Here is a 25,479-nt window from a genome sequence, read left to right as displayed (position 1 = left end):
GGAGAGATGCGGCGACGGCGGCGCAGAGATGGTTGACCAGGGTCAACAGTTGATATGGGTCAACTATACGACAATGGTTGATGTGCGTCAACTATCAGCGCGGATGAAGGTACGGTGTCAGTCCGCTGCGGCGGACCGGCGCCGGCGGAGGCTCAGGCGGGGCGCGCGGTGCGCTCGGCGGAGCGGATGACCCACTCGACGCCGAGCGTGAAGAGCTCGCGGTCCTCGAGCTGCAGCAGCTGCGGCGAGATCTGCGCGATGTGCGGGTGCTTGATGGGGTCGACCAGGAGAGGTCCCTCGAACCACGGGCTGGTGTCCGAGGGTGCAGCGGTTCCGCGCTCGATCCGCGCCCGGGCGACGCCGGCGGCCGACGAGAGGATGTGCGTCGCCATGAGCGCGTAGTGCTGCACCAGGTCCTCGCCCGTCAGGCCCGCGCGCGAGAACGCGTCGAGCATGAACTCGATCGCGTCGAGCTCGCCGGGGCCGTGGGTGGTGAGCACGATGGCCTCCTGGCCTACAGCGGGGTAGCGGGAGAGCTCGCTGAGCGTGGCGGACGCCAGCTGGCGCAGTCGCTCCTGCCAGTCCTCGGGCGGCGCGGTCACAGCGGCGAGGGTGCGCACCGTGAGCTCGTCGAGCAGGGCGCCCATGAGGTCGTCCTTGCTGCGAAAGTGCCGATAGATCGCCGTCGGGTCGGTGCCGAGCTTGGCGCCCAGCTCTCGGATGGAGAGGGATCCAGAGCCGGTCGTCTCGGCGAGCTCCAGCCCTGCGGCGATGATCGTCGCCCGATCCAGGCGCCTGCCGCCGGACTTCTCGGACGTCGCTCCGCTGCGTGCCGCCATGATCCCCGCTTCCGCCGTCGCCGTCCATCGTGCCACGGAGCCGCACTCAGGCCCCGTGACGCCGAGCCTACAGGTCGCGTCATCAATTCGGTCAACGCTGTTGACAACAGCGATGACGGACGCCTATCGTCAAGCAACCCGCTCGATGACGAAGGAGAGGTCCCGTGGCCGCTGCCGTTCCTGACGACGCACAGACGCCGTTCGCAGACACCGTGTTCACCGGAGGTGCGCTGTTCAGCTCCGACCTCGTGGCTGCAGGCAGCCACGAGGCGCTGACGGGTCTCGCCGTCGCGGTGCGCGGAGGGCGCATCGCCGCGGTGTGCGGCGAGGAAGCGGCATCCGTCCTCATCGGCCCTGACACCGAGGTCGTCGATCTCGCCGGCGCGTTGCTGGCGCCGGGCTTCCAGGACGCGCACATCCATCCGATGTCGGGGGGCGTCGAGCTGCTGCAGTGCAACCTCACCGGCTCCGAGAACGCCGCCGACGCGCTCGCGACGATCGCCCGCTACGCCGCGGAGAATCCCGATGCGGAGTGGATCGTGGGCGGCGGCTGGTCGATGGACCACTTCCCGGGCGGCGCGCCGCTGCGAGGCGCCCTCGACGCCATCGTGCCCGACCGCCCGGTGCTGCTCGCGAGCCGCGACCACCACTCGTCCTGGGCGAACACTGCGGCGATGCGCCTCGCCGGAGTGGATGCCGCGACCGCCGATCCTGCCGACGGCCGCATCGAGCGCGAGGCGGACGGCTTCCCGGCCGGCACCTTCCACGAGGGTGCGTCGGACCTCTTCGCCACCGTGCGGCCGCGGGTCTCGGAAGACCTCGCCTACGACGGCCTGCTGCGTGCGCAGCGTGACCTGCTGGCGCAGGGCATCACGGGATGGCAGGACGCGCTCGTCGGCGACTTTCCGGGGATCGCCGGCGGACTGGCATCGTACCGGCGCGCACTCGCCGACGGCACGCTCAAGGCGCATGTCGTGGGGGCGCAGTGGTGGGAGCGGGCCGACGGCATCGAGCAGCTCGACGACATGATCCGTCTGCGTGACGAGATCGCGGAGCTCGGTCGCGAGGACAGGTTCTCGCTCACCTCCATCAAGTTCATGGTCGACGGCGTCGCCGAGAATCACACTGCGGCCATGCTCGAGCCGTACCGCGACGCTCACGGGCACGACACCGACAATCGCGGGCTGTCGTTCATCCCCGCCGAGAAGCTGCGCGAGTACGCGATCGCGGCTGATGCGGCCGGCTTCCAGCTGCACTTCCACGCCCTCGGCGACCGCGCCGTGCGCGAGGCGCTCGACGCGGTCGAGGCGGCTGCCGCAGCCAACGGCGACACCGACGGGCGCCACCACCTCGCACACATCCAGATCATCGACGAGGCCGATGTGCCGCGCTTCGCGGCGGTAGCGGCGGTCGCGAACATGCAGCCGCTGTGGGCGTGCCACGAAGACCAGATGGACGAGCTCACGCTGCCGTTCCTGGCACAGTCGGCGGCATCCCGTCAGTACCCGTTCGGAGATCTGCGCCGCGCCGGCGTGCGCCTCGCCGGTGGCAGCGACTGGCCCGTCTCGAGCGCCGACCCGCTGGCCGGTGTGCACATCGCCGTCAACCGGGTCGCTCCGCTGTCGGATGCCGAGCCGCTGGGCGGCGCGCACCAGCGGCTGGACCTCGCGACCGCGCTCGCCGCCTACACGTCGGGCACGGCCTACGTGAACCACCGCGACCACGACACCGGCTACCTGCGTGCCGGCTACCTCGCGAACCTGGTCGTGGTCGAGCCCAACCCGTTCGCGGTCCCGGCCGAGGAGCTCTACGCCTGCCAGGTCGTCTCGACCTGGATCGACGGCGAGCGGGTGTACGCCCGCGAGGACGCGCCGACGGTCGCCACCACCCCGTCACCGGCCGCCGGCTCGTCGTCGGATGCCGCTGCCCTCGGCCGGCCCGCCGCCGACTCGCCGTCGGATGCGGTGCCCGTGCCGAGCCACGGCTGACGCGACGAAGCGCCGCACCCGACTCCCTTCTCCACCCGACACCGCCGTCTCACCCCGAGGAGCACCATGATCCGCACTCGACGAACCGCCCGTCGATCCTCCGTCCATCGACTCGGCGCTCTCGCAGCCGCCGGTCTCGCCGGCGCGCTCATCCTCTCGGGGTGCACCCCGGGCGCCGCCGAGTCCGATGCGACCGCCGCGCCCGAGTGGGAGCTCACCGCCCAGACGGCCGCGCCGTCCGGTGACATCGACTCGTTCACCTGGGTGAGCTACTCCGAGCCGTACTCGCTCGACTACGCCTACGCGTTCGACTACGCCGACAACCAGGTGCTCGCGAACGTGTGCGAGTCGCTGCTGCGCCTCAACCCCGACTACACGCTGTCGCCCGGCCTCGCCGAGTCGTTCGAGCACCCGACGCCCGAGACCTGGGTGTACACGATCCGCGACGGCGTCACCTTCCACGACGGCACGCCGCTCACCGCCGCCGACGTCGTGACCTCGATGAGCCGCCACCTCGACCCGGAGGTCGGCTCCTCGTGGTACTCGGTGTACCAGAACGTCGCGGCGATCGAGCAGACCGGCGAACGCCAGGTCACCGTCACGATGACGCGGCCCGACTCCCAGTTCAACCTCGCGATGGGCGGCTCGGCGGGAGTCGTCGAGTCGGCCGCGACGCTGGCCGGAGATGGGGCGGACTACGGCAACTCCACCGGCCTCGTGAACTGCACCGGGCCGTTCGCGCTGACGGCCTGGAAGTCGGGCGAGTCGGTGACGCTGACGCGGTACGACGGCTACTGGGACGAGTCGCTGCGCGCCCGGGCCGGCGAGGTCGAGATCCTCTTCATGACCGATCCCAATGCCCGCGTCAACGCTCTGAAGTCCGGTGAGGTGGACGGCGGCTGGATGATCCCGCCGGATGCGATCTCTCAGCTGCAGGGCTCCGGCAAGGGCGATGTGTACTTCGGCCTCAACACGGCGGTCGGCAGCCTGATCGTCAGCGATCTCGAGGGCCCGCTCGGTGACCGGCGCGTGCGCGAGGCGCTGCTCATGGCGATGGACCGGCAGGGGATCCTGGATGCCGCGGCGCAGGGCTACGGCGAGGTCACCGACGCGCTCACCACAGAGTCGGTGTGGGTGGGCGCCAGCGAAGGGGCGCTGGACGCGGCATTCGACGGGCTCGAGGAGTATCCGTACGACCTCGAGGCGGCGAAGAAGCTGATCGACGACGCGGGCGTGGCGGGCGAGGAGATCGTCATCGCGACCGCTCCACTCGGCAACGACTTCGCTGTGATCTCGCAGGGCGCGGCAGCCGCAGCACAGGCGATCGGGCTCACGGCGACGATCCAGACCGTCAGCCCGAGCGCGTACACCGCCCTGTTCTCCGACCCGACCGCACGCGAGGGCGTCGACCTCTTCTACACCTCGTGGTACCTCTCGAGCCCGGACCCTCTCGAGATGTACGGCGTGCTGCGCACCGGGGAGTTCAGCAACTACGGCGGCTGGAGCGACCCCGACTTCGACGCCCTGGTCGACGAGGCGGTGGCGATCGACGACCCAGCACAGCGCAGCGAGGTCACGGCTCAGGCGCAGCGCATCGCGAACGAGCAGCTGCCCTGGCTGCCCCTGTTCGAGGGACCGATGACGGTGTTCCTGGGCGAGGGCGTGACCGGTGTCGCACCGTCGGTGGCGTTCCTCTACTACCCGTGGGCGGCGACCATTGGCTCGCGGTGACCTGAGCGGGGGCCCGGCGCTGGGTGCCGGGCCCCGTCCGGCCGCCTTCGCAGACGAGGTCGCGTCATGACCGCCGTCCGCCGGATCGCCGGCAAGCTCGGCGGTCTGCTGCTCACGCTGTTCCTGGCATCCGTCCTCGTCTTCTTCTCGAGGTTCCTGGTGCCGGGCGACCCCGTCGCCTTCCTCCTGCGGGGTCGCAAGCCGAGCCCCGAGGCGGTGGCGCAGATCACCGCGCAGTACGGCCTCGACCTGCCGCCCTGGCAGCAGTACCTGACGTGGGTGGCCGGCCTCCTGCGCGGCGATCTCGGCCGTTCCCTGCAGTACCGGCAGGACGTGACGGTCGTGCTCGGCGAGCGCCTGCCGGTCACGCTCGGGCTCGTCGTCATGGCGGGGACGATGATCGCGGTCGTCGGACTGACCGCGGGCGCCCTCGCCGCACTCTCGCGCGGACGCATCGCCGACCGCTCGATCCTCATCGGCCTCACCGTGCTGGGCGCTGTGCCCTCGTTCGTCGGCTCGATCGTGCTCATCGCGGTGTTCGCGGTGCAGCTCGGCTGGTTCCCGTCGTTCGGGTCGGGCGACGGCTTCTGGGACACGGTGTACCACCTGGTGCTGCCGTCCATCGCGCTCGCGATCGTGTTCGTCGTGCTCGTGGGCAAGGTGACCCGGTCGTCGATGATCGACCAGCTCGGGCGCGAGCACGTCGAGGTGGCCATCAGCCGCGGCATCCGACGCGGCACCGTGGTGCGTCGCCATGTCTTCCGCAACGCCGTCGGACCGATTCTGACGGTGAGCGGAATGCTGGTGGCCGGGCTCCTCGCGTCGAGCTCCATCGTCGAGGCGGCCTTCGGTCTCGCCGGCATCGGCTCGCTGCTGGTGCAGTCGGTCGACCGTCTCGACTTCCCGGTCGTGCAGGCGATCGTCCTCCTCGTCGTCACCGCGTTCGTGCTCGTCAACGCCGTGATCGACGTCCTCGAACCCTGGATCGACCCCCGATCCGCTGCCGGAGCCGGTGCGCGATGACCTCCACCACACCTTCGCCCGCGGGGGCGCCGAGCGCGGCGACCGCGCGCACGAGCCCCGCGACACTCGCCGTCGGCGTGCTGCGGGCGCCTCGGCGGCGGCGCGCCGGCCTCACGCTCGCGATCGCGCTGGCGGTCGTCGCCGCGATGACGCTGGCCGCGATCTTCGCGCCGTTCCTCGCCCCGTACAACCCCGACGCCGTCGACTTCGCCGCGGTCAACGCCGGGCCGAGCGCCACGCACTGGCTCGGCACCGACAGCCTGGGACGCGACACCCTCAGCCGCCTCATCTACGGGGCGCGCACGGCGCTGCTCGGTCCGCTGCTCGTGGTCATCGCGTCGACCGTGCTCGGCATCCTTCTCGGCCTTGTCGCGGGGTGGCGCGGCGGCTGGATCGACGCCGCACTCGGTCGCGTGTTCGACGTGCTCTTCGCCTTCCCGTCGCTGCTCATCGCCATCATGGCCGTGGCACTGTTCGGCAAGGGCCTGGTGGCGCCGGTCATCGCCATGAGCATCGCGTACGCACCCTTCGTCGCACGCCTGACGCGGTCGCTCGTCGCTGCCGAGCGGACCCGGCCGTACGTCGCCGCGTACCGCGTCCAGGGGTTCTCCGGACCGTGGATCGCGCTGCGGCGTGTGCTGCCGAACGTCACCCCGATCGTCGGCGCGCAGTCGACGCTGAACTTCGGCTACGTGCTGGCGGAGCTCGCGGCGCTGTCGTTCCTCGGTCTCGGCGTGCAGCCGCCGACGGCCGACTGGGGCGCGATGATCAACGAGGCGCAGGCCGGGCTCATCGGCGGACACTTCCTCCCGGCGATCGTGCCGGCGGTCGCCGTCGTCGTGGTCGTCGTGGCCGTCAACATCATCGGGGAAGAGGTCTCCGATCGGATCGGAGGGGAGATCCCGGCATGAACGCGCGCGCTTCCATCGTCGAGCCGGCAGCCGCCGGTGCTTCCCAGGTGCCGGCGCACGGCGATGCCCTGCTCGGCATCCGTGATCTGACCCTTGAGCTCGCCGACGGCACACGGCTGCTCCATGGCATCTCTCTCTCGGTCGCGGCCGGTGAGACGGTCGGGCTCGTCGGCGAGTCCGGCTCGGGCAAGTCGCTCACCGCTCGCACCGTGCTGGGGCTTCTTCCCACCCGAGCGATCACCACGGGCGAGGTCGTGCTCGGCGGAGCGGGCGTGCTGAGCGCCACCCCCTCCGAGCTGCGCGGGCTGCGCCGTCACGGCGCGGCCATGATCTTCCAGGACCCGCGCGCGGGCATCAACCCGATGCGCACGATCGGCGATCACCTGACCGAGGCGCTGCGGCTGGCCGAGGGATGGTCGGCGGATGCCGCGAGAGCCCGCGCCGTCGAACTGCTCACCGCCGTGCGCCTGCCACGCCCCGAGGAGCACCTGCGCCAGTATCCGCACGAGTTCTCGGGCGGCATGCTGCAGCGCGTCATGATCGCCGGTGCGCTCACGACGTCGCCGCGACTGCTGGTGTGCGACGAGCCCACCACGGCTCTCGACGTCACGACGCAGGCCGAGATCATCGGGGTGCTCAGCGAGCAGCGCGCGCGCCGCGGCATGGGCATGCTGTTCATCACGCACGACCTCAACCTCGCCGCCTCGCTCTGCGACCGCGTCTACGTGATGAGCGGCGGACACATCGTCGAGCAGGGGCGCGCGCACGATGTGCTGCGCGACCCGCAGGCGGAGTACACCCGCCGACTCGTCGCCGCGACGCCGACGCTCTTCGGCAGCGCACCGGTGTCTCGCCCGGATGACGGCGGTCGGCCGGCACCCGCGCCGCAGGCCGCGGTCCCGATTCAGCCCCGCGAACAGGTTGCCGACTGCGTGCCCGCCGCGCATGGCACGCCCATGCTCGAGGCGATCGGGATCGCGAAGACCTATCACCGGCGGGGTAAGGATCCGGTGCACGCCGTGATCGATGCCTCGATCGCCGTGCCGCGTGGCGGCGCACTCGGTGTGGTGGGGGAGTCCGGGTCGGGCAAGTCCACGCTGGCGCGCCTGATCGTGGGCCTCGAGAGCGCCGACGGCGGCGACATCCGCATCGACGGTCAGCCGCGCACCGAGGTTCCCCGCGGCCGCCGGGGGCGACTGGCGCACGCGCGCAGCGTGCAGATGGTGTTCCAGGACCCCTACCTGTCGCTGGATCCGCGCATCACCGCCGGCCGTGCGATCGAGGACGCCCTGCGCCTGCACGGCGTCTCGGGCGGGGAGAGGCGGCTCGGTGCATCCGAGTCGCGCACACGAGTACGGGACCTGCTCGAACAGGTGGGCCTGGGGGAGAAGCACGCCGCGGCGCGGCCGCGCACGCTCTCGGGCGGTCAGCGGCAGCGCGTCGCGATCGCGCGCGCCCTCGCGATAGAGCCGGACGTGCTGGTGATGGACGAGGCGACGAGCGCGCTCGACGTCTCGGTGCAGGCGCAGGTGCTCGATCTCGTCGACCGCATCCGGCGGGAGCGCGGACTCACGGTGCTGTTCATCAGCCACGACCTGGCGGTCGTCCGGCGGGTGTGCGACGAGACCGTCGTGATGCGACGCGGCGAGATCGTCGAACGCGGGCGCACGGACGAGCTGCTCGGCGACCCGCAGCACGAGTACACGCGGCTGCTCATCGAGTCCGTGCCCAAGCCCGGGTGGGATCCGGAGCAGGCGGGCGCCGAGGTCGAGGATGCAGGCGTCGACGCCCCCGGCTGGGACGGGGTGGCCGAAGACGATGCGGAAGCCGCGTCGGTGCAGGCGGCGAAGGTCGAGGCCTCGGGGCAGGCACGGTGAGCGCCGGGTCTTCGTCGCGCGGCACGGTCGGTGCGAGCAGTATGGAGGCGTGTTCAGTGTCGAACTGATTCCGGATGCCGAGATCGACGGCGTGGTCCGGGACGACTGGGATCGGCTCCTCGGGGCCGATCTGCCGAGCTCGGGGCGCAATCCCGCACCGAGCAACCGTCCGCACGTGACGCTCGCGGTGCGGGACCGGCTCGATCCGTCGGCGTTCGCCGGCATCGCCGAGCTGCTCCCCGTCGCCCTGGAGCTCGCCGGGTTCGTGCTGCTCGGTCATCGGGACCGGTACGTGCTCGCGCGGCACGTCGTCGTGAGCGCGCCGCTCCTCGCGGTCCACCGCGTCGTCGCAGAGATCGCCGGACGACCCGAGCCGCGGTATTCGAACACCGGGATCGACCGGTGGACGCCGCACATGACTGTGGCGCGGGGGCTCACTGCCGCGCGACTGGCGACGGCGATGCGGTTGGTGAAGGCGCCGAACATCGTCGGGCAGGCGACAGGAGCCCGCGTGTGGGACGCCGAGGCGCGGCAGGTGACCACGATCCGATGAGGCGCCGGCCGTGCCGGCACGTCGGCCGGTTCAGTCGGCGAGGGCGAGTGCGCGGAACGGCTCGCGCGGCGCAGCGGGCGGCTGCGGCATCCGCTCTGCCTGCTGTCGAGAGCGCGTCGTACGCAGGTAGAGCTCGTCGATGAGGGCGGTGGCGAGGCGCACGAGCTTCGCGATCTCGGCCTCGTCGCGATCGACCCATGCGCAGCGCGGCTCGTCGCCGACGGGCACGAAGCCTTCGTGCTGCTCCCAGGCCACGAGCGTGCGCTCCGCCCCGAGCACGTGCTGCTGCCACCACACCTGCCGGAGGTAGGACCGCGGGATGCTGCGCCAGGCCTTGTTGGTCGTCTTGATCTCGGCGAGCGTGATGCGTCCCGACGCGTCGACGGCGATGCCGTCGGGGGTCGCAAGGTGTCGCTTCTCGACGACCGCGTGGAACAACGCCGACGAAGGCTGGACGCCGTGAGTCGCGGCGACCCACGCGGCGATCTCGGGTTCGCGCGCCCGGCCGTGTGCCGTGTAGGCGTTGCCCGAGAAGCCCGAGCCGAGCAGCTTGGCGTCGGCGGCGCGGCCGATGGCCCGGTCGGAGGTGAGGGTCGCGACGTCGGTCGCGGTGATGCCGCGCGACCGTGCGCGCACCCAGGCGACCCGGTCGCGCGAATCCGCGACGATGCGGGCCGCAACGTCCGGTGCATGCGCCGCGAGCGCCGAGGGGCGTGCGGCGGCGTGCTCGGGGTTCACCCTCCGAGGCTACGCCGCCGACCCGACATCCGCCGCCTGCGACGCACCAGCGGCATGGGGTGCGTCACGCGATGGCGCCGTTCGATCCGCACGCATCGTGTGCCCTCGCCGAAGTGACACGATCGCCGCGCGCGGGACTTCGGCGAGAGCGCACGACCTCGACGGACGGCGGTGCGCAAGAGGGGTTGCGATCGGCGGCGGCGGTGGCATCCTCGGGAACATGAGCACCATCACGTCAGACGAATTCCGCGCGTTCCCGGGTGTCGAGGACTGGCGTCCCCGCGTGACCGGCGCCTTCGCCCTGTTCCGTACCGGCAGCTTCGCGGCGGGCGCGCAGCTGTTCGCGGCGATCGCCGACCTCGCCGAGGCGGCCGACCACCACCCCGACGTCGACGTGCGCTACGCCACCGTGCGCGTACGGCTGTTCACTCATTCGGCGGGCGGCCTGACGGCGAAGGATGCCGCGCTCGCCGCGCAGATCTCACAGGCAGCCCGCGAGCTCGACATCCGCGCCGAGACCGAGCGCATGCAGGACCTCATGCTCGCCGTGGCCACGCCTGATTCGCGCACCGCGCTGGCGTTCTGGAAGGCGGTGACCGGTTTTCGCGAAGTGCGCGACGGCGTGCTGTTCGACGCCGACGGACGGGGGCCTCTCATCTGGTTCCAGCCCGTCGACAAGCCGCTGCGCGGCAGGTCGCACCTCGACGTCAACGCTCCGCGCGACGTGATCGAGAAGCGCCTCGAGGCAGCGCTCGCCGCCGGCGGGGTGATCGTCGACGACTCCCACGCGCCCGAGTGGTGGACCCTCGCGGACGCCGACGGCCACAAGGTCGACCTCTGCCCCTGGCGCGAGTAGAGGGCGGGCGCAAGGTCGACCTCTGCCCCCTGGCGCGAGTAGCGGCCGGGCGTCGGGCGACCGTAGCCGATCGTGTCAGAAGGCGGCGGCGCCGGCCTCCGCAACGGTCTGGTCCTGGTCGCCCGAGCCGCCGCTGACGCCGACCGCACCCACGACGGCGCCGTCGCGGGAGAGCGGGACGCCGCCGGCGAAGATCGCGACCTTGCCGCCGTTGGTGGCGTGGATGCCGTAGAACTGCTGCGTCGGCTGCGAGTTCTCACCGAGGGTCTTCGTCTCGATGTCGAACGCGCGCGAGGTCCAGGCCTTGTTGATCGAGATGTTGACGCTGCCGATCCACGCGCCGTCCTGACGGACGTGGGCGACGAGATTGCCCCCCGCATCGACCACGGCGATGTTCATGGGCTGGCCGATCTCGTCGGCGCGCTTCTCCGCGGCGGCGATGACGCGACGGGCGTCTTCGAGGGTGACGGACATGGTGGTGTTCCTTTCGTGGGCGAGCGGATGCCTCGACCGAGGTTTCCGCTCCTTGTCAGGTCGACTGGATGTACCCGTTGGGATTCAGCACGTACTTCTTCGCCGCTCCCTGATCGAAGTCGGCATACCCCTGCGGGGCGTCCTCGAGTCCGATGGCGGTGGCGCCGACGGCATCGGCGATCGCGACCTTGTCGTGGAGGATCGCCATCATGAGCCGGCGGTTGTAGCGCATGACAGGGCACTGGCCGGTCGTGAACGACAGCGATTTCGCCCAGCCGAGTCCGAGCCGCAGCGACAGCGACCCGACTTTCGCGGCCTCGTCGATCCCACCCGGGTCGCCGGTGACGTACAGGCCCGGGATGCCGAGCGCGCCGCCGGCTGCGGTGATGTCCATCAGCGAGTTCAGCACGGTCGCGGGAGCCTCGTGCGAGGCATCCGCTCCGTGTCCGCGCGCTTCGAAGCCGACCGCGTCCACGGCGGAGTCGACCTCGGGTACGCCGAGGATCTGCTCGATCTGATCCTTGGGGTCGCCTGCCGACACGTCGACGGTCTCGCAGCCGAACGACCGCGCCCGTGCCAGGCGGTCCGCGTTCAGATCGCCCACGATGACCACCGCCGCACCGAGCAGCTGCGCCCCCACCGCAGCGGCGAGGCCGACGGGTCCGGCGCCCGCGATGTAGACGGTCGATCCCGGGCCGACGCCGGCGGTGTACGCGCCGTGGAACCCGGTGGGGAAGATGTCGGAGAGCATCGTGAGGTCGAGGATCTTCTCGAGAGCCTGGTCGCGGTCGGGGAAGACCAGCAGGTTCCAGTCGGCGTACGGCACCAGCACGTACTCCGCCTGGCCGCCCACCCAACCGCCCATGTCGACGTATCCGTAGGCGCTCCCCGGCCGGTCGGGGTTGACGTTGAGGCAGATGCCGGTCTTGCCCTCCTTGCAGTTGCGGCAGCGGCCGCACGCGATGTTGAAGGGCACCGAGACGATGTCACCGACCTTGACGAACTCGACGTCGGGGCCGACTTCGACGACCTCACCGGTGATCTCATGGCCGAGCACAAGACCTGCAGGTGCCGTCGTGCGGCCGCGCACCATGTGCTGGTCCGAGCCGCAGATGTTCGTGCTCACGGTCTTGAGGATCGCGCCGTGCGGCACCTTCCTGCCGACGTTCGCCGGGTTGACGCCCGGACCGTCCTTCAGCTCGAACTCCGGGTAATCCGTGTCGACGACCTCGACCTCGCCGGGGCCTTTGTAGGCGACGGCCCTGTTGGCAGACATCTTCGTCCTCTCCGTCGTGCGGCGCATGACCGCGCGACTCGGTCGTGCTGGCTCTGATGCGAGCCTGTACCTCGGCGACGCCATGCGCAACGGGGCCGCACGCCGGCAGCGTGGGGCGCGAGCGGCGCCGTGACGGATGGCGGGCGCCGATTTGGCGGGAGCGCGGGCGTCGCGTACCCTTGTGGGAGCCGAAGACCGCCGGTCATCGACGTGCGCGCAAGCGTCACGAAGATCGAAGCACTGCATCGCAGGGGCCCGCGCAGGTGTCACGAACGATTCTCCTGGATTCAGGAATCCCGCTCCGTGCGCTTGCGCCGGAGCTTTTTTTGTTGCCGTGACGAGACGATGAGCGGATGCCTCCGGCCGGCGCCCCGCCACCGCGGAGCGTCTCACACACACAAGGAGTGACCATGGCGCAGAAGGACGCATCGGTTGCCGAGCTCACGAAGAACTTCGAGGACTCGAACGCCGTTCTGCTGACCGAGTACCGCGGTCTGACGGTTGCCCAGCTCAAGCAGCTGCGCAACAGCATCCGTCAGGACGCGGAATACGCCGTGGTGAAGAACACGCTGACCAAGATCGCCGCGAACAACGCGGGGATCACGGCGCTGGACGAGGACCTCAAGGGTCCGTCGGCCATCGCGTTCGTGCACGGCGACTTCGTCGCCACCGCGAAGGCTCTGCGTGACTTCGCCAAGGCCAACCCGCTTCTCGTGATCAAGGGCGGCGTTTTCGAGGGCAACTCCCTCAGCGCCGACGAGGTCAACAAGTACGCCTCGCTCGAGAGCCGTGAGGTTCTGCTTGCGAAGGCCGCGGGCATGATGAAGGCGACGATGGGCAAGGCTGCCGCGACCATCGACGCGCTTCGCGAAAAGCTGGAGACCGCCGAGGCCGCGTGAGCGACCGGCGATCTCTTCCCACAACCCCATCTATCTAGGAGATACATCATGGCGAAGCTCACCACTGAGGAACTGCTCCAGCAGTTCGCCGACCTGACCCTCGTCGAGCTCAGCGAGTTCGTGAAGGCGTTCGAGGAGAAGTTCGACGTCACCGCTGCTGCTCCCGTCGCCGTTGCCGGCGCCGGTGGCGCGGGCGCCGACGTTGCCGTCGAGGAGGAGAAGGACTCGTTCGACGTCATCCTCGAGGCTGCCGGCGACAAGAAGATCCAGGTCATCAAGACGGTCCGCGAGCTCACCTCGCTCGGCCTCGGCGAGGCCAAGGCTGTCGTCGACGGTGCTCCCAAGGCCGTCCTCGAGGGCGCCAACAAGGAGGCCGCCGAGAAGGCCAAGGCCGCTCTCGAAGAGGCCGGCGCGACGGTTACCCTCAAGTAATCTCGTTCCTTCGCGAAAGCCCCGGATGCTGTGCATCCGGGGCTTTCGTCATGTCCGGGCAGGGGAGTCGACCGACCAACCACCTCGTTCCGCGAAATCCCTTTCTCACGGTTTGATCTCGAATCGCCCCTGATTTTCTCAGGGACTTGCATTCCGGTGTCCGTTCTGACAAGAATGAGAAAGCGCATTCCAGAAAGCGCATTCTCATCACTCGAAGACGAGACCGGAGGATACGGTGACGACGACGCACCGCCCCAGAACACGGCTACCCGGCCGTGCCCGCGGAGCCGCCGCATGAGCGCCATCAGCGAGCTCGGCAAGCTCAAGACCGCCAAGTCCGGCGGCAAGAAGCAGAACAAGGCCGCGTACCTCTTCCTCGCCCCGTGGTTCGTCGGGCTGGTGCTCATCACCATCGGGCCGATGGTGGCGTCGTTCGGCCTGTCGTTCACCCGCTACAACCTGCTGAGCCCGCCGAAGTGGATCGGCTTCGAGAACTTCGCGCGGATGCTGACCGACGAGCGGCTCGCCGCCTCTCTGCAGGTCACGTTCAGCTACGTGTTCATCTCGCTGCCCTTGCAGCTCGCGGTCGCGCTGTTCCTGGCGATCATCCTCGACCGCGGGCTGCGCGGACTGGCCTTCTACCGGTCGGCGTTCTACCTGCCCTCGCTGCTCGGCGCCAGCGTCGCGATCGCGATCCTGTGGCGCCAGATCTTCGGCGTCGACGGCCTCGTCAACCAGGTGCTCGCGGTCTTCGGCATCCAGGGGCAGGGGTGGATCTCCAATCCCGACACCGCGCTCGGCACGCTGATGATCCTGAACATCTGGACGTTCGGCTCGCCGATGGTGATCTTCCTGGCCGGTCTCCGCCAGATCCCCACGATGTACTACGAGGCGGCCGACGTCGACGGCGCGAGCCGGCGTCAGCAGCTCTTCCGAATCACGATCCCGCTGCTCACCCCGATCATCTTCTTCAACGCCGTGCTCCAGCTCATCGGCACGTTCCAGTCGTTCACCCAGGCGTACATCGTCTCGGGCGGAACCGGCGGACCGGTCGACTCGACGCTCTTCTACACGCTGTACCTGTACCAGCAGGGCTTCACGAACTACAACATGGGCTACGCGTCGGCCATGGCGTGGCTGCTGCTGGTCATCATCGGCATTCTGACCGTCCTGATGTTCTGGACCTCGAGATTCTGGGTTTTCTACGATGACCAAGATTGACGACGCCGCCATGACGGCCCCGCCCGCGACCGAGACGATCGTCACCGGCCGTGCCCCGCGCGTCCGGCGGCGGAGCCCCTTCCGCAAGCCGCTCACGAGCGTCGTGCGCCACACGCTGCTCATCGCGCTCGCGCTGGCGATGCTCTATCCGGTGATCTGGATGGTCGTGAGCTCGCTGCGGCCGAACGACGAGATCTTCCGCGACCCGAGCATCATCCCCGACAGCTTCGAGGTCTCGAACTACACCGACGGCTGGAACGCCCTGGCATACCCGTTCAACGTCTACATGTGGAACTCGGCGCTGATCGTGATCGGGTGCATCATCGGCAACCTGGTGTCGTGCTCCATGGCCGCGTACGCGTTCGCCCGCCTGGACTTCACCGCCAAGCGGTTCTGGTTCGCCGTGATGCTCCTGAGCATCATGCTCCCCATCCACGTCATCATCGTGCCGCAGTACGTGCTGTTCTCCCAGCTGGGCTGGGTGAACACGTTCCTGCCGCTGATCGTGCCGAAGCTGCTCGCGACCGACGCGTTCTTCATCTTCCTGATGGTGCAGTTCATCCGCGGCATCCCGAAGGAGCTCGATGAGGCCGCGCGCATCGACGGGGCGGGGCATCCGCGCATCTTCCTGCAGATCATCCTGCCGCTCATGGTCCCGGCCCTGGCGACGACGGCGATCTTCACCTTCATCTGGACGTGGAACGACTTCTTCTCGCAGCTGATCTTCCTCACCAAGCCCGAGCTGTACACCGTGCCGCTGGCGCTGCGGTCGTTCGAGGACGCGCAGAGCACCACCAACTACGCCCAGATGTTCGCGATGAGCGTCGTCTCGCTCATCCCGATCTTCCTGATCTTCCTGTTCGGCCAGAAGTTCCTCATCAAGGGGATCGCGACGACCGGGATCAAGTGACGTCCGCGTCACACACACCTTCGCGGGCCGCCAGGCCCACCCTCATCACACGCACCAACACCACTCACCGACTTCGGTCGAAAGGATGCAAGACATGCGACGCACCACAACCGCACCGCGCTGGTTGCTGCTGACCTCCGTCGGCGCAGCGACGATGCTGACGCTGACGGCGTGCGCGGGACCGACGGAGACCCCCGCGACCGGCCCGACCCTGTCAGACGAGCCCGTGACCCTCAGCTTCACCTGGTGGGGCAACGACGTCCGCCACGGCATCACCGAGGAGCTCATCGCGGCCTTCGAGGCCGAGAACGAGAACATCACCATCGAGCCGCAGTACACCGACTGGGCGGGGTACTGGGACAAGCTGGCGACGACCGTCGCCGCCGGCGACGCCCCCGACATCATCCAGATGGACGAGAAGCAGCTGTCGACCTACGCCGCCAACGGCGTGCTGCTCGACCTCGGCACCCTCGGTGATCAGCTGCCGACCGGCGACTTCCCCGAGGCGGTGCTCGGCACCGGCGCCCTGGACGGCACGCAGTACGGCATCCCGGTCGGCATCAACTCCTACGCGTACATGGCGAACGTCGACGTGCTCGACAGCCTCGGCATCGAGCTGCCCGACGACGAGACCTGGTCGTGGGACGACCTGAACGAGATCGCCGAGGAGGTCACCGCGGCCAGTGGCGGCGCCGTCGTCGGCTCGCAGTCCTGGGGATTCGAGGACGGCGGCCTCAACAACTGGCTGCGCCAGCACGGCGAGTCCCTGTTCGCCGAGGACGGATCGCCCGAGGTGACGGCCAGCGCCGAGACGCTCGCCGCGTGGTGGCAGAATCTGCTCGACGTCACCGAGGCGGGCGGCACGCCCGACCCCTCTGCGACCATCGAGCGGGAGTCCGCCGGCCTCGCCGAGTCGTTCACCGCGACGAACCAGTCGGCTTTCGGCCCGTGGTGGTCGAACCAGGTCGCCGCACTGCGTGAGGCGAGCGGTCAGAACCTCGTGCCGCTGATGGTGCCGACGCCCGACGAGGGCGAGAGCGCGGCGGCGTACTACAAGCCGTCCATGTTCTGGTCGGCGTCGGCGAAGACCGAGCACCCGGCAGAGGTGGCGCTGTTCCTGGACTTCCTCTCGAACAGCGAGGAGGCGGCAGACCTCCTGCTCGCCGAGCGTGGAGTGCCCGCGAACGAGAAGATCCGCGAGTACATCACCCCCAAGCTCGACGAGGTCAACCAGGAGGTCGTCGACTTCCTCGACGAGATCGCACCGCGCGTGGGCGACGCCCCGCCGGCGACCCCCCCGGGCGGCGGCGCGATCGAGACGATCGTCGACCAGCACACCCAGCGCGTGCTGTTCGGCGAGCAGACGCCCGAGGACGCTGCCGAGAGCTTCATCGCGGAGCTGCAGCAGGCGCTCGACGACGCCGCCATCTGACCGACGACCGGGCCGCGTCCTCCCGAGGCGCGGCCCGTCGTCCCCAGACCGCACGGGGCCGGACCGAAGTGATGAGGGGTCCGGTCCCGGGCGGGCATGCCGAGAATCGCCCCGACGACCGTCGCCGGGCAGAAGTCGCACGCGCGAATGCGCCGCACCGGGCTCGACGACGCCCAAGATTGAGAGAGGAGGGGATCCGTTGACCGAGGTCACATCGCGCCCGATCACGATGGCGCAGGTCGCACAGCACGCCGGGGTGTCGCAGGCGTCGGTGTCGCGCGTCCTCAACGGCGTCGCCACCGTCGACCCCGCGATCGTCGCGAAGGTCAACCGTGCGGTCGCCGCGCTGAACTACTCGCCCAGCGAGGCGGCGCGCAGTCTCGTGCGGGGGAGCAGCCATACCATCGCGCTGCTGGTGCCGGACCTCGAGAACCCCATGTTCCAGGGCGTGCTCAAGGGCCTGACGGTCGCCGCGGCCCGTGACGGCTACCGCGTGCTGGTCGCCGACAGTGCGGAGTCGGTCGGCGTCGAAGCCGATATCGCGAGCGAGGCGCGCAGCAAGTGCGACGCGCTCGTGCTGGTGTCGCCACGGATGCCGGATGCCGAGCTGCGCGAACTCATCCAGCGCACGAAGCCGGTCGTGGTGGTCAACCGCCGGGTGGACGACACCGCCGCAGCACAGCTCTCGGTGGACTACGTCACCGCGGTCAAGGAGCTCGGCACCCATCTGCGCGGCTTCGGCCACCGGCGCATCGCCTACGTCGCCGGACCTGCGCTCAGCTATGCGAACGAGCAGCGCGCGCAGGGCCTCGGTGAGCTCGCCCGCGAGTACCCCGACCTCGAGTTCCTCACCATCCAGGCGGGCTCGAGCATGGAGGCGGGCTACGACGCCGCCGACGCCGTGCTCGAGACGGGCGCGACCGCGGCCATCGCCTTCAACGACCTCGTCGCGCTCGGGCTGATGTCCCGTCTGCGCGAGGTGGGCGTCGAGGTGCCCGAGCAGCTCTCCATCGTCGGAATCGACGACATCCCGCAGTCTCGTTTCGCCGCCCCTCCGCTGACGACCATGTCGGTTCCGCGGATCGAGATCGGGCGGCAGGCTTGGAATCGCATGCGTCAAGCACTGGACGGCGAGAACGCCGACCACCCCCTGTTCTATCGGCCCGTCCTGGTGGCGCGGCAGAGCTCCGGTCCGGCATCCCACGCGAGCGGCTGGGTGGGTCCCGCCCGCCCCGTGCTGCGGCTGGGATCGACCGTGGTCGCCCAGTACGAGGAGGGCGCGACCGTCGACTCGGTGCTGTCGCCCCGGCCGTACCTGGACGCGGTGATCTCGCGGACCGGAACCCCGCTCACCGTCACCGAGCCGACCGACCACCCGCACCACCTCGGAGTCAGCCTCGCGATCGCCGACGTCAACGGCACGTCGTACTGGGGCGGCCGCACCTATGTGCGCGGCGAGGGATCGATCATGGTCCCCAACCACGGACGGCAGCGCCGCGACCGGCTGCACATCGACGGGCACTCGCTCGACGAGCGGCTCAGCTGGGTCGACGAGCACGGCACGACGCAGCTCGTCGAGGTGCGCGAGCTGCGGTCCGCCGAGCTCGAGAAGGGCTGGGCGCTGCGCTGGCGCAGCCACCTCAAGGCGACGCTCGACGCCATCACGTTCGGCTCGCCCGCGACGAACGGTCGGGACGGCGCCGGGTACGGCGGCATCTTCTGGCGGTTCGCGCCTGAGATCGCCCGGGTGTTCAGCCCCGCGGGCGACACCGAGCGCGACGTGCACGGCGCGGCGACGCCGTGGCTCGCGTTCACGTTCCCCGACCGCGGCACGACGGTCGTGCTCACGCAGGGCGACGAGCGTCTGCCGTGGTTCGTCCGGTTCGCCGAGTATCTCGGCGCCGGCCCGTCGGTGGCGTGGGACGAGCCGCGGACGATCCCCGAAGGGGGAGAGCTCAATCTCGAGCTGACCGCCTACGTTCTCGACGAGGAGCTGGCCGACGCCGCTGCCGTCGAGGCGGCCCTGCCCGCGCTGCGCGATCAGGCGGGGCTGTGACCGGACTGCTCCGCGTGGGTGTCGCCGGTGTCCACGGCCACGGCCGCAGTCACGTCGACGCCGTGCTCTCCGGCGCGGACTTCGAACTCGTCGCCGTCGCCGACCCCCGGGGCGGCGGCGACGTGCCTTCTTCGACCCGGGTGTTCGCCGATGCCGCATCGATGATCGACGAGGTCGAACTCGATGTGGCGGTGCTCAGCACGCCGATCCCGACGCATACCGAGCTCGCGCGCCTCGCTCTCTCGCGCGGCGCCCATGTGCTGCTCGAGAAGCCGCCCGTGCCCTCGGTCGCCGACCACCACGCGCTCCTGAGCGCGTCGGATGGCGCCTCCCGCGCGGTGCAGGTCGGCTTCCAGTCGCTCGGCAGCACGGGCGTCGCCGCGACCGCCGACACCCTGGCATCCGGGGTCATCGGGGAGCTCGTGCACGTCGGCGCGGTGGGGCAGTGGTCGCGGTCGGAGCAGTACTGGCGACGGGCGCCATGGGCCGGCCATCGCGTCATCGACGGACGGCTCGTCGGCGACGGCGTCGTGACGAACCCGCTGGCCCACGCCGTGGCCACGGCGTTCGCGATCGCCGGGGCGGCTGCACCGGACGACGTCGTGTCGATCGACGCGGACCTCCGCCGCGCGAACGACATCGAGACCGATGACACGTCGTCCCTCGTCGTCGAGCTGCGCGGCGGCGCCCGCGTCGCCGCGGGTCTCGCGGTGACCGCCGCACGACGCCGCGAGCCGTATGTGCTGGTGCGGGGCACCCGTGGCTTCCTCGTGTACCTGTACACGCTGGACACGCTCCACGTGCATCGCGACGGGGCGGCGCTGCCGCGCGCGTACGCATTCGAGCGCATCTCGCTGCTCGACGATCTCGCCGGGCACATCCGCGACGGCCGTGACCTGCTCGCTCCGCTGCACCGCACCGGCGCGTTCACCCGCGTGCTCGAGGCGATCGTGACCGGGCCGCCGGCGACGCCGATCGATCCCGGACTCGCGCGTGTCGAAGCATCCGGCGGCGAGACGTTCCGCACCGTGTCCGGCGTCGAGGACGCCGTCGAGCGCGTCGCCTGGGAGGGTCGAACCTTCCGCGACCTCGGGCTGCTGTGAACGTGTGCCGCCCGCTCCCTAGCTAGGTGCGGCGCGGCCCGACCCCGATGATGGCGGACGCGTCGTCGTCGACTGCCGCCGTCGAGTTGCGGACGACCAGGGGAGACGACTCGTAGAGCCGGTTCATCGGCGCCTCGGGGTCGTCGAGCTGCCACATGAGCAGCTGTACCGCCGCCCGCCCCTGCTGGTGGGGGCGCTGCTGCAGCGTCGTGAGCGAGAACATCTCGGCGTACGCGTGATCATCGATGCCGACGACGCTCAGCCGCTCGGGAACCCGGATGCCGAGCCGGCGGGCCGCGATGATCGCGCCGACCGCCACTTCGTCGCACACGCCGACGATCGCCGTCGGGCGGGTGCGCCGGTCGCCCAGCAGCTCTACTGCGGCGCTGTACCCGCCCGGGAGCGCGACCTCGGACTGGACGTGACGGGAGGACGCCTCGAGGCCCGCATCGCGCATGGCGCGGCGGTAGCCGTGGAGCCGGCGGCCGTCGGCGAAGCTCGTCCGGCGCCCGTCGGGGTCGCCGCCGAGGAAGACGATCTCGCGGTGGCCCAGGCCGATGAGGTGCTCGGTGGCGATGCGCGCGGCCGCCTCGTCGTCGATCGACACGGCGTTCGTGCCGACGTCGTAACCGCCGACCGCGACCACCGGCTTGCCGAAGGCGACCAGCCGCTCGAGCTCGCGGGCGCTCGGCTCGATGCCCACCGCGATGATCCCGTCGAACCGCTTTCGGGCGAGGAAGTGCTCGAACATCTCGCGACGCGCGGCCGACTCGGGGGGCGCGCCGTACAGCGCCAGATCGTAGCGGCGCTCCCGCAGCGCGTCCTGGATCCCCTCGAGCACCTGGGCGAAGAACCACCGGTCGAGCGACGGCATGACGACGCCGACGGTCTGGGTGCGACCGGTCACGAGGCTCACCGCACTCGTGGTGGGGACGTAGCCGAGCGCGGCTGCCGCATCCCTCACCCGCGCCCGCGTCGCGGCCGAGACGTAGCCGGCGCCCGTCAGGGCACGGGAAGCGGTCGACTTCGAGACGCCTGCCGCGCGAGCCACGTCGGCGATGCCCGCCATCGGGTCCTCCTCGCCTCCGGGGACGCCGCCGTCGCCCGAATTGTGGAACCGGTTCCGGGCCTCATTGTGCCGTGATCGCCTTCCGGGCGCCACCCTCGTTTTCGGTGTTTATCGAGTTGTGACCCACGGTCATTGTGCCGTCATGCGGCATCCCCTACCGTGAACATGGAATCGGTTCCCGATCCATACGAGCGGGGTGCGCGATGCGTTGCGGCCCCGCGGACTCGAAGAGGAGGCAGACGAACATGACTGCACTGCGATCACGTCGTCGACACGGCTACATCGCGCTGGGGATCGCCGCGGTCGCGGCTCTGACTCTCGCGGGATGCGCCGAGGGCGCAGACGAGGGTGACGCCGGAGACGGCTCGCTCGAGGGCGAGACGGTCGAGATCTCCGGCGGCATCACCGGCACCGAGGCGGAGGCGCTTCAGAAGTCGTTCGACCAGTTCACCGCCGACACCGGCGTCGAGGTCGTCTACACCGGCGACAAGGGGTTCGAAGGCAACATCGTGACGAAGGTCGACGGAGGCTCGGCACCCGACATCGCGATCGTGCCGCAGCCAGGTCTGTTCCGTTCCCTCGTCGAAACCGGCGAGGTCGTGGAGGGCAGCGACGAGGTCGCGGCGAACGTCGACGAGTACTGGGCTGCAGCCTGGAAGGACATCGGCTCCGTCGACGGTACCTTCTACGCTGCGCCCATGCTGGCGAACCTGAAGGGTTACATCTACTACTCGCCCAAGAGCTTCGAAGAGTGGGGGGTCGAGATCCCCGAGACCTGGCAGGAACTGCTGGAGCTGACGGCCACGATCCAGGAGAAGACCGGTGAGCCGCCGTGGTGTGCCGGCTTCTCGTCCGAAGCCGCGTCGGGTTGGCCGGGCACGGACTGGGTCGAGGATCTCGTGCTGCGCCAGGCGGGCGCCGACGTCTACGACAGCTGGGCTTCCGGAGACACGCCCTTCACCGACCCCGACATCGAGGCGGCGTTCGACGAGGTCGCGAAGGTCCTGCTCGACCCGACCTACGTCAACGCCGGCTTCGGCGACGTGCAGAGCATCAACTCCACGGCGTTCGGCGACCCGATCGCCGCGGCGGTCGCCAACGGCACCTGCGCGCTGACCCACCAGGCGTCGTTCCTCACCGCGAACTTCCTCGCGGTGCAGACGGCGGAGGGTGCGACGCCCGACGTGGCCGAAGACGGAGACGTGTATGCGTTCCTCATGCCGGGCTTCGAGGGCGAGCCGTTCTCGGTGTCGGGCGGCGGCGAGCTCGTGACGACCTTCTCCGACGACGCGGCCACCCAGGCAGTCGCCGAATACATGTCTACGCCCGAGTGGGCCGACACCCGGGTCGAACTCGGCGGCGCGATCTCGGCCAACACCGGGGCAGACCCGTCGCTCGCGTCGAGCAAGTTCCTCACAGACGCCATGACGGTGCTGCAGGACCCCGAGACGGTCTTCCGCTTCGACGCCTCCGACCTGATGCCGGCGACCGTCGGCTCGGGATCGTTCTGGCGCGGCATGGTCGACTGGGTCGACGGCAAGCCGACGCCGCAGGTCCTGGAAGACATCCAGGCAGGCTACGAGAACTGACGCACCGCACCTCGGTGCCGGATCCGCACGCTCGCCGCGCGGACCCGGCACCGGGGTGACGTCATCCGTCGGCGTCGACGGGGGAAGGCAGAACATGTCTCAGACCACATCAACGACGGACGACCAGGCGCAGGCGGCGCCGCCGCCCGAGCGTGGCGGCAACAAGCCGCCGTCGCGCGCGACGACGCGCATCGTCGTGACGATCGGCTTCATCCTCATCGCCGCGCTCGTCGTCTTCCTCTTCCTCAGTCCGCCGGCCCCCGACGCGCGGCCGACGTCGCTGGGGTTCTCGTTCAACTCGTTCTTCCAGTGGATCGGCAACCTGGGCCCGATCGTCCAGATTCCGATCGTCCTGCTGATCTTCGGCGTGGTGGTCGGGGTCCTCCTGGTGCTCATCGAGTACGCGCCCCGCAAGGGCACGGGCTACTTCTGGCTGCGACTGGTCTCGTGCTTCGCGATCCCGCTGCTGGCGTTCATGATGCTGCGGCCGTATCAGAACGCGGTCATCTACGTGATCCCCATCGCGCTCATCGCGGGTGGCCTGCTGTTCTACGCCGACTATCGCGCCCGCGAAGGCGCGGGGTATCTGTATCAGCTGACGCTGTTCCTGGCTCCGGCTGCGATCCTGATCCTGATCGGCCTCATCTACCCGTCGATCGCGACGATCATCCAATCGTTCTTCGACAAGACCGGCGAGAACTTCGTCGGCATGGAGAACTACGTCTGGGCGTTCACGAACCCGCAGGGGTTCTGGTCGATCATCAACACGCTGATCTGGGCGATCTTCGCGCCCATCTTCGCGACGATCGTCGGACTCGCGTACGCCGCGTTCATGGAGCGTGCGCGCGGTGACAGGTTCCTCAAGATCCTGGTGTTCATCCCCTTCGCGATCGCACCCGTGAGCATCAGCCTCATCTGGCGGTTCGTCTACGACTACCGGCAGGGGGAGCAGATCGGAATCCTCAACGCCCTCGTCGTCGCATTCGGCGGCGAGCCGGTCAGATGGCTGGACGTCTGGCCGCTCGTGAACACGTTCTGTCTGCTGTTCGCCTTCGTGTGGGCGCAGACAGGTTTCGCGATGGTGGTCCTGTCGGCCGCCATCAAGGCGGTGCCGGCCGAGCAGATGGAGGCCGCGCAGCTCGACGGCACCAACGCGTGGCAGCGGTTCACCAACGTCACCGTGCCGGGAATCCGCACCGCGATCGTGATCGTCCTCACGACGATCACGATCTCCGCGCTGAAGCTGTACGACATCGTGGCGGTGATGACCGGCGGCCGGTCGAACTCGACGGTGCTGGGCTTCGAGATGGTGAACCAGCAGCAGCGATTCCAGAGCTACGGGCATGCGGCAGCGCTCGCGGTGCTGATCTTCGTGTTCGTCACACCGCTGATCATCTACAACGTCAGACAGCTCCGCCGGCAGAGGGAGGTGCGGTGATGACCGCCGTCGACTCCAAGACGACCCCGCAGCCCGACAGGGCGGCGGCGCGCAAGGTCGCGCGCGAGACTCGTCGCAACGAGGCGCAGGCCCAGAAGCGCATGACGTCGCCCGTGGCGACGGTGATCGCGGTCGCGATCGCCTTCCTGTGGACGATCCCGACGCTCGGTCTGCTCATCACGTCGTTCCGTCCAGGGGCGGACTCAGCGTCCTCCGGGTGGTGGACGGTGTTCACCAACCCCGACTTCACGCTCGGGAACTACGAGGCCGCCCTCACCTCCGGCGGCACGGCACTCACGCTCGGCGAGTCGTTCCTGAACTCGCTCGCGATCACGATCCCCGTGACGATCTTCGCCCTCGCGATCGCGTCGCTGGCCGCCTACGCGTTCGCGTGGATGGACTTCAGGGGACGCGGCGTGCTGTTCGTGGCGGTCTTCGCGCTGCAGATCGTGCCCATCCAGATGGCGCTGGTGCCTCTGCTGAGCCTGTTCTCGCGCGGACTCGAGATCGGCGACGTCGCGGTCTTCCCCGGCCTCGAGATGCGCGAGGTCGATCACAGCTTCGCGACGATGTGGATCGCGCACGTCATCTTCGCCCTGCCGCTGGCGATCTTCCTGCTGTACAACTTCATCGCCGAGATCCCTTCCGACGTGATCGAAGCGGCGCGGGTGGACGGGGCGGGCCATGGCCAGATCTTCTTCCGCATCATCCTGCCGCTGGCGACCCCGGCGCTCGCGTCGTTCGCCATCCTCGAGTTCGTGTGGGTGTGGAACGACCTGCTGGTGGCGACGATCTTCGCGCCGTCGTCGTCGTTGCCGATGACGCAGACACTGAACTCCCTGTCCGGCTCGTGGGGCGATCAGTGGTTCCTGATCTCGGCAGGTGCGTTCCTCGTGCTGGCGGTGCCGCTCATCGTGTTCCTCTCGCTGCAGAGGTTCTTCGTGCGCGGCCTGATGGCGGGTGCGACGAAGGGCTGACCCTCAGAGGGCGGACGGATGCCGCGCCCCGGCGATCGACGCCGGGCGCGGCATCCGCATGTCTTCTCCGCATCAGTACCCTGAACG

22 protein-coding genes are annotated in these 25,479 nt (G+C 69.6%); 17 read left to right on the top strand and 5 right to left on the bottom strand.

The window, feature by feature from the left end; all coding sequences use genetic code 11:
* Positions 1-152: 152 nt before the first annotated feature.
* Positions 153-839: a TetR/AcrR family transcriptional regulator gene (locus MRBLMI12_RS03930; RefSeq protein ID WP_363354058.1), complete on the bottom strand. Its 687-nt coding sequence runs from the start codon at positions 837-839 to the stop codon at positions 153-155.
* Between the two features lie 164 nt (positions 840-1,003).
* On the opposite strand from MRBLMI12_RS03930, the gene MRBLMI12_RS03925 reads away from it, so the two are divergent.
* The 6 genes from MRBLMI12_RS03925 to MRBLMI12_RS03900 all read left to right on the top strand — a co-directional run bounded on the left by MRBLMI12_RS03925 (position 1,004) and on the right by MRBLMI12_RS03900 (position 8,922).
* Entirely contained in the window at positions 1,004-2,827 is a 1,824-nt protein-coding gene (locus MRBLMI12_RS03925) for an amidohydrolase (RefSeq protein ID WP_363354056.1), read from the top strand.
* 66 nt (positions 2,828-2,893) lie between these two features.
* Positions 2,894-4,558, top strand: coding sequence for an ABC transporter substrate-binding protein (locus tag MRBLMI12_RS03920; RefSeq protein WP_363354054.1), 1,665 nt, complete (start codon positions 2,894-2,896; stop codon positions 4,556-4,558).
* 66 nt (positions 4,559-4,624) lie between these two features.
* Positions 4,625-5,581 carry an ABC transporter permease gene (locus MRBLMI12_RS03915; RefSeq protein WP_363354052.1) on the top strand — a complete coding sequence of 319 codons (957 nt, stop codon included), beginning with the start codon at positions 4,625-4,627 and terminating at the stop codon, positions 5,579-5,581.
* The gene (locus MRBLMI12_RS03910; RefSeq protein WP_363354050.1) at positions 5,578-6,492 is read left to right on the top strand and encodes an ABC transporter permease; all 915 of its coding nucleotides are present in this window, start codon (positions 5,578-5,580) and stop codon (positions 6,490-6,492) included. Before MRBLMI12_RS03915 ends, MRBLMI12_RS03910 begins: the two co-directional genes overlap by 4 nt.
* Positions 6,489-8,369 carry an ABC transporter ATP-binding protein gene (locus tag MRBLMI12_RS03905; protein WP_363354048.1) on the top strand — a complete coding sequence of 627 codons (1,881 nt, stop codon included), beginning with the start codon at positions 6,489-6,491 and terminating at the stop codon, positions 8,367-8,369. Before MRBLMI12_RS03910 ends, MRBLMI12_RS03905 begins: the two co-directional genes overlap by 4 nt.
* A gap of 49 nt (positions 8,370-8,418) precedes the next feature.
* A complete protein-coding gene (locus MRBLMI12_RS03900; protein ID WP_363354046.1) occupies positions 8,419-8,922 on the top strand; it encodes a 2'-5' RNA ligase family protein in 504 nt (167 codons plus the stop codon).
* Between the two features lie 30 nt (positions 8,923-8,952).
* Here MRBLMI12_RS03900 and MRBLMI12_RS03895 read toward each other — a convergent pair whose 3' ends face one another.
* A complete protein-coding gene (locus MRBLMI12_RS03895; protein ID WP_363354044.1) occupies positions 8,953-9,660 on the bottom strand; it encodes a YqaJ viral recombinase family protein in 708 nt (235 codons plus the stop codon).
* 220 nt (positions 9,661-9,880) lie between these two features.
* Between MRBLMI12_RS03895 and MRBLMI12_RS03890 the strand changes: the two genes are divergently transcribed.
* Positions 9,881-10,516 (top strand): 4a-hydroxytetrahydrobiopterin dehydratase, encoded by a 636-nt coding sequence (locus tag MRBLMI12_RS03890; RefSeq protein WP_363354042.1) that lies wholly within the window; start codon positions 9,881-9,883, stop codon positions 10,514-10,516.
* 75 nt (positions 10,517-10,591) lie between these two features.
* Here the strand turns inward: MRBLMI12_RS03890 and MRBLMI12_RS03885 are convergent, their stop codons facing one another.
* On the bottom strand, positions 10,592-10,990 hold the full coding sequence (locus tag MRBLMI12_RS03885; protein ID WP_331911915.1) for a heme-binding protein: 399 nt from the start codon (positions 10,988-10,990) through the stop codon (positions 10,592-10,594).
* A gap of 55 nt (positions 10,991-11,045) precedes the next feature.
* Positions 11,046-12,266 (bottom strand): formaldehyde dehydrogenase, glutathione-independent, encoded by a 1,221-nt coding sequence (gene fdhA / locus MRBLMI12_RS03880; RefSeq protein ID WP_349428440.1) that lies wholly within the window; start codon positions 12,264-12,266, stop codon positions 11,046-11,048.
* 410 nt (positions 12,267-12,676) lie between these two features.
* On the opposite strand from fdhA, the gene rplJ reads away from it, so the two are divergent.
* The 7 genes from rplJ (at position 12,677) to MRBLMI12_RS03845 (ending at position 20,319) form a co-directional block, all read left to right on the top strand.
* Positions 12,677-13,165 (top strand): 50S ribosomal protein L10, encoded by a 489-nt coding sequence (gene rplJ / locus MRBLMI12_RS03875; protein ID WP_349428439.1) that lies wholly within the window; start codon positions 12,677-12,679, stop codon positions 13,163-13,165.
* A 48-nt stretch (positions 13,166-13,213) separates the two neighbouring features.
* Entirely contained in the window at positions 13,214-13,597 is a 384-nt protein-coding gene (rplL, locus tag MRBLMI12_RS03870) for a 50S ribosomal protein L7/L12 (RefSeq protein WP_349428438.1), read from the top strand.
* 294 nt (positions 13,598-13,891) lie between these two features.
* Positions 13,892-14,818, top strand: coding sequence for a carbohydrate ABC transporter permease (locus MRBLMI12_RS03865; RefSeq protein WP_363354039.1), 927 nt, complete (start codon positions 13,892-13,894; stop codon positions 14,816-14,818).
* Complete coding sequence (locus MRBLMI12_RS03860) at positions 14,805-15,728, top strand: carbohydrate ABC transporter permease (RefSeq protein WP_404909124.1); 924 nt, start codon at positions 14,805-14,807, stop codon at positions 15,726-15,728. The genes MRBLMI12_RS03865 and MRBLMI12_RS03860 overlap by 14 nt, the downstream gene beginning before the upstream one ends.
* A 94-nt stretch (positions 15,729-15,822) precedes the next feature.
* The gene (locus tag MRBLMI12_RS03855; RefSeq protein ID WP_363354037.1) at positions 15,823-17,160 is read left to right on the top strand and encodes an ABC transporter substrate-binding protein; all 1,338 of its coding nucleotides are present in this window, start codon (positions 15,823-15,825) and stop codon (positions 17,158-17,160) included.
* 199 nt (positions 17,161-17,359) lie between these two features.
* Positions 17,360-19,216: a DUF6807 family protein gene (locus tag MRBLMI12_RS03850; protein ID WP_363354035.1), complete on the top strand. Its 1,857-nt coding sequence runs from the start codon at positions 17,360-17,362 to the stop codon at positions 19,214-19,216.
* Positions 19,213-20,319, top strand: coding sequence for a Gfo/Idh/MocA family protein (locus MRBLMI12_RS03845; protein WP_363354033.1), 1,107 nt, complete (start codon positions 19,213-19,215; stop codon positions 20,317-20,319). Before MRBLMI12_RS03850 ends, MRBLMI12_RS03845 begins: the two co-directional genes overlap by 4 nt.
* A 22-nt stretch (positions 20,320-20,341) precedes the next feature.
* On the opposite strand, the gene MRBLMI12_RS03840 is transcribed toward MRBLMI12_RS03845, so the two are convergent.
* Complete coding sequence (locus tag MRBLMI12_RS03840) at positions 20,342-21,388, bottom strand: LacI family DNA-binding transcriptional regulator (protein ID WP_363354031.1); 1,047 nt, start codon at positions 21,386-21,388, stop codon at positions 20,342-20,344.
* Positions 21,389-21,633: 245 nt separating this feature from the next.
* Here MRBLMI12_RS03840 and MRBLMI12_RS03835 point away from each other — a divergent pair, with 245 nt between their 5' ends.
* The 3 genes from MRBLMI12_RS03835 (at position 21,634) to MRBLMI12_RS03825 (ending at position 25,392) form a co-directional block, all read left to right on the top strand.
* Positions 21,634-22,977, top strand: a complete 1,344-nt coding sequence (locus MRBLMI12_RS03835) for an ABC transporter substrate-binding protein (protein ID WP_363354029.1) — start codon at positions 21,634-21,636, stop codon at positions 22,975-22,977.
* 94 nt (positions 22,978-23,071) lie between these two features.
* Positions 23,072-24,415: a carbohydrate ABC transporter permease gene (locus MRBLMI12_RS03830; RefSeq protein ID WP_363354027.1), complete on the top strand. Its 1,344-nt coding sequence runs from the start codon at positions 23,072-23,074 to the stop codon at positions 24,413-24,415.
* Positions 24,415-25,392 (top strand): carbohydrate ABC transporter permease, encoded by a 978-nt coding sequence (locus MRBLMI12_RS03825; RefSeq protein WP_363354025.1) that lies wholly within the window; start codon positions 24,415-24,417, stop codon positions 25,390-25,392. Before MRBLMI12_RS03830 ends, MRBLMI12_RS03825 begins: the two co-directional genes overlap by 1 nt.
* Positions 25,393-25,479: the final 87 nt, after the last annotated feature.

Origin of the sequence: Microbacterium sp. LMI12-1-1.1, from assembly GCF_040676455.1 — a bacterium.
Classification (GTDB): domain Bacteria; phylum Actinomycetota; class Actinomycetes; order Actinomycetales; family Microbacteriaceae; genus Microbacterium.
Note: the sequence above shows the minus strand (reverse complement) of the source record. Positions and strands in the feature narration are given on the sequence as shown.

Excerpts from the sequence above, each read along its gene's own strand:
- MRBLMI12_RS03930 (WP_363354058.1), bottom strand. The coding sequence starts at position 839 with ATGGCGGCACGCAGCGGAGCGACGTCCGAGAAGTCCGGCGGCAGGCGC.
- MRBLMI12_RS03920 (WP_363354054.1), top strand. The coding sequence starts at position 2,894 with ATGATCCGCACTCGACGAACCGCCCGTCGATCCTCCGTCCATCGACTC.
- MRBLMI12_RS03915 (WP_363354052.1), top strand. The coding sequence starts at position 4,625 with ATGACCGCCGTCCGCCGGATCGCCGGCAAGCTCGGCGGTCTGCTGCTC.
- MRBLMI12_RS03910 (WP_363354050.1), top strand. The coding sequence starts at position 5,578 with ATGACCTCCACCACACCTTCGCCCGCGGGGGCGCCGAGCGCGGCGACC.
- MRBLMI12_RS03905 (WP_363354048.1), top strand. The coding sequence starts at position 6,489 with ATGAACGCGCGCGCTTCCATCGTCGAGCCGGCAGCCGCCGGTGCTTCC.
- MRBLMI12_RS03890 (WP_363354042.1), top strand. The coding sequence starts at position 9,881 with ATGAGCACCATCACGTCAGACGAATTCCGCGCGTTCCCGGGTGTCGAG.
- MRBLMI12_RS03885 (WP_331911915.1), bottom strand. The coding sequence starts at position 10,990 with ATGTCCGTCACCCTCGAAGACGCCCGTCGCGTCATCGCCGCCGCGGAG.
- fdhA (WP_349428440.1), bottom strand. The coding sequence starts at position 12,266 with ATGTCTGCCAACAGGGCCGTCGCCTACAAAGGCCCCGGCGAGGTCGAG.
- rplJ (WP_349428439.1), top strand. The coding sequence starts at position 12,677 with ATGGCGCAGAAGGACGCATCGGTTGCCGAGCTCACGAAGAACTTCGAG.
- rplL (WP_349428438.1), top strand. The coding sequence starts at position 13,214 with ATGGCGAAGCTCACCACTGAGGAACTGCTCCAGCAGTTCGCCGACCTG.
- MRBLMI12_RS03865 (WP_363354039.1), top strand. The coding sequence starts at position 13,892 with ATGAGCGCCATCAGCGAGCTCGGCAAGCTCAAGACCGCCAAGTCCGGC.
- MRBLMI12_RS03860 (WP_404909124.1), top strand. The coding sequence starts at position 14,805 with ATGACCAAGATTGACGACGCCGCCATGACGGCCCCGCCCGCGACCGAG.
- MRBLMI12_RS03855 (WP_363354037.1), top strand. The coding sequence starts at position 15,823 with ATGCGACGCACCACAACCGCACCGCGCTGGTTGCTGCTGACCTCCGTC.
- MRBLMI12_RS03840 (WP_363354031.1), bottom strand. The coding sequence starts at position 21,388 with ATGGCGGGCATCGCCGACGTGGCTCGCGCGGCAGGCGTCTCGAAGTCG.
- MRBLMI12_RS03835 (WP_363354029.1), top strand. The coding sequence starts at position 21,634 with ATGACTGCACTGCGATCACGTCGTCGACACGGCTACATCGCGCTGGGG.
- MRBLMI12_RS03830 (WP_363354027.1), top strand. The coding sequence starts at position 23,072 with ATGTCTCAGACCACATCAACGACGGACGACCAGGCGCAGGCGGCGCCG.
- MRBLMI12_RS03825 (WP_363354025.1), top strand. The coding sequence starts at position 24,415 with ATGACCGCCGTCGACTCCAAGACGACCCCGCAGCCCGACAGGGCGGCG.